This window comes from Rhizobacter sp. P3_B12 (assembly GCF_056402895.1).
In genome coordinates this window covers 1-3,247 of the sequence record NZ_JBFUGN010000717.1, presented here as the reverse complement: position 1 = coordinate 3,247, position 3,247 = coordinate 1, and the positions used below count along the sequence as shown (strand labels likewise).

Sequence of the window (3,247 nt, the reverse complement as noted above, 5' to 3'; positions counted from 1 at the left end):
GTGAAGCACTGGCCCGCGGTGCGCCACGGCCTGGCATCGCCGCTGGCGCTTGCGCAGTACCTGGCCGACCACGACAACGGCAGCCAGGTGCAGGCGGTGATGACGCCGCCCGACCAGCACGGGCGGCTGTTCTACAACGCCGACATGAGCGGCTTCAACTTCATGCGCAACCAGCTGCCGCTGTCGACGGTGCTCGAGCAGGTGCTGCGCTACTCGGCCTTCCCGAACCCGCCGGCGGTGGCGGTGCAGAGCTCGCCGATCCCCGACTGCCTGCCCGGCTTCGTCGACGAGAACCCGCTGCCGCTGCTCGGGCAGCGCATCGTGCCGCGCATCTGGCTCGGCAACGCGCTCACGACGCCGGCGCACTTCGACGAATCGAGCAACATCGCCTGCGTGGTGGCCGGCCGGCGCCGCTTCACGCTGTTCCCGCCGGAGCAGATCGGCAACCTGTACATCGGCCCGCTCGACCATGCGCCGACCGGCACGCCGATCAGCCTGGTGAACTTCGCGGCGCCCGATTTCGAGCGCTTCCCGCGCTTCCGCGAGGCGGTCGCCGCCGCGCAGGTGGCCGAGCTCGAGCCGGGCGATGCGATCCTGATCCCGGCGCTGTGGTGGCACCATGTGGAGTCGCTCGCGGGCTTCAACATGCTGGTGAACTACTGGTGGCGCGGCGCGCTGGCGGTCGACGACCCGGTGCCGTCGGCGCTCGACGGCCTGCTGCACGTGCTGATGTGCCTGAAGTCGCTGCCCGCCGAGGAGCGCCGCGGCTGGGGCGCGATCTTCGAGCACTACGTGTTCGATGCCGGGCGCGACGCGGCGGCGCACATCCCGGCGAACCGCCGCGGCGCGCTCGGCGAGATGACGCCCGAGCTGCGCGAGCGGCTGCGCGCGCTGCTGAAGGAGCGGATGCGCTGAACCGCTGTCAGCGCGCCTTGCCGGTGCGCGGCAGCGTGAAGAAGAAGCTCGCGCCCTTGTCCTTCTCGGCGTGCACCCAGATCTCGCCGCCGTGCTTCTGCACCACGCGGCGCACGATCGCGAGGCCGACGCCGGTGCCGGGGAAATCCGATTCCCGGTGCAGCCGGCGGAACGGCTCGAACAGCTGCTGCACGTAGGCCATGTCGAAGCCGGCGCCGTTGTCGCGCACGCAGTAGACCAGGCGGCCGTCCTTCTGCGCCTCGGCGCTGAACGAGATCTTCGCGTCGTCGCGCTTGCTGGTGAACTTCCAGGCGTTCGACAGCAGGTTCTCGAGCGCGAGCCGCAGCAGGCCGGCGTCGCCGTCGGCCATCAGCGTGGCGTCGAGCTCGACCTGCGCGCTGCGCTGCGGCCAGGCCGTCTGCAGCGTGGTCAGGATGTCGCGCGCCATCGCGCCGATGTGCACCGGCTGCACGCGCACCTGGGCGCGCGTGACCTTCGACAGGCTGAGCATGTCCTCGATCAGCGCATGCATGCGGTGCGCCGAGGCCAGGATGCTCTGCCCGAACAGCAGCGCCTGGCCCTGCAGCGGCGGCGAGGCGTCGGCCAGCAGCATCTCGCTGTAGCCCTGCACCGCGCGCAGCGGCGCGCGCAGGTCGTGCGAGACCGAGTAGGTGAAGGCCTCGAGCTCGCTGTTGGCCTCCTGCAGCTCGGCGGTGCGCTGCTGCACGCGGCGCTCCAGGTTCTCGTACACCGCGACGTTCTCGAACGCGAGCGAGGTGCAGTCGGCCAGCGCCTGGATCAGCTCCACCTCGTCGGGCGTCGCCTCGTGCGTGTTCGCCCAGTAGTTGCCGATCGCGCCGATCGGCGATTCGGCGCGGATCGGCACCATCACCAGGCTCTTCACGAAGGTCGGCCGGTAGGCGTCGTGCGGGATGCGCGGATCGAGGTAGATGTCGGGGATCGCGACCGCCTGCCCGTTCAGCATGGCCCAGCCGCTGATGCACGAGCCGAGCGGGAAGCGGCTGCCCTTCCAGAGCGGGCCGATCGCGTCCTCGTCGACGTAGTGGCAGAACTCGCCGTCGCGCATCACGACGGTGGCGCCGTCGGCCTGGTTCAACTGGCGCGCGCCGCGCCGCACGATGCGCACGATGGTGTCGACGCTGCGCGCGAGCGACAGCTCCTTCACCAGGTCGACCAGCAGCGCGCGCCCGCGCGTGAGCCGGGCCAGCCGCTCGGCCTCGCGTGCATCGTGCAGCCGGCGCAGCGCGCTCGGCAGGCGGAACAGCTGGTCCTTCGGGACGTAGTCGGTGGCGCCGGCCTCCAGGCAGTGCTCGGCCCAGCGCGGGTCGGTGTTGCCGCTGACGAAGATGAACGGCATGCCGGGCCGGCGCTGCCGCGCGACCTCGAGCGCCTGCAGGCCCTCGATGCCGGGCACGCGGTTGTCGGAGAGGATCGCGTCGAAGCGGGTGTTCTCCATCGCCTCGAAGAACTGCTCGCTGGAAGCGACCGTGACCCAGTTCGACCGGATGTCGAGCCGCGCGACCTCGCGCTGCACCAGGTCCGCATCGAGCGTGTCGTCTTCCAGGTGAAGGATCTGCAGGGCTTGCATGTCGTGCACCTCCTTGAGAGACGGATGGTATCGAACCGCGGCACACTGTGCGGTTCCGGTTGAGACCAATGCCGCATAAATATGAGAGGGAATCGATGATTCGCCGGTTCGTGCGAGGGAGGGTGTCGGGGCTGTCGGAGAGGTTGGCCGCCTGGCGCCGCCAGGCGCGGGCGCGCCTGGCGCTGCCGGTGGGCGACCTGCTGCACGACGCCACCTACCGCCGGCTCTGGACCTCGATCCTGATCAGCTCGTTCGGCGGCCAGGTCACGATGCTCGCGCTGCCGCTGACCGCCGCGCTGCTGCTGCACGCCTCGCCCACGCAGATGGGGCTGCTGACCATGATGGAGACGCTGCCCTTCGTGCTGTTCTCGCTGCCGGCCGGGGTCTGGCTCGACCGGGTGCGCAAGCTGCCGGTCTACGTCCTTGGCGAATCGAGCCTGGCGGTGGTCGTCGCGAGCGTGCCCTTCGCCTGGTGGATGGGCTGGCTCACGATGCCGTGGATGTACGTCGTCGCCTTCGTGATCGGCACGGTCTACACCACCGCCGGCACCGCCGCGCAGATCGTGCTGACGCAGGTGGTGGCGCGCGAGCGGCTGGTGGAGGCGCATGCGAAGAACGCGCTCGCCACCTCGGGCGCCGAGGTGGCCGGGCCGGGGCTGGCCGGCGCGCTGATCAAGCTGGTGGGGGCGCCGCTCGCGCTGCTGGTCGATGCGGTGCTGCTGC

General features: G+C 70.6%; 3 protein-coding genes. 2 read left to right on the top strand and 1 reads right to left on the bottom strand.

Annotation, left to right across the window (positions count from 1 at the left end; translation table 11 throughout):
- Window positions 1–915, top strand: a 915-nt coding sequence (locus AC1D01_RS26780) for a cupin-like domain-containing protein (protein ID WP_477871778.1), incomplete at its 5' end; no start/stop codon positions are given.
- Between the two features lie 7 nt (window positions 916–922).
- Here AC1D01_RS26780 and AC1D01_RS26775 read toward each other — a convergent pair.
- Window positions 923–2,524, bottom strand: coding sequence for a sensor histidine kinase (locus AC1D01_RS26775; RefSeq protein ID WP_477871777.1), 1,602 nt, complete (start codon window positions 2,522–2,524; stop codon window positions 923–925).
- 95 nt (window positions 2,525–2,619) lie between these two features.
- On the opposite strand from AC1D01_RS26775, the gene AC1D01_RS26770 reads away from it, so the two are divergent.
- A partial coding sequence (locus AC1D01_RS26770; protein ID WP_477871775.1) for an MFS transporter occupies window positions 2,620–3,247 on the top strand: 628 nt, incomplete at its 3' end.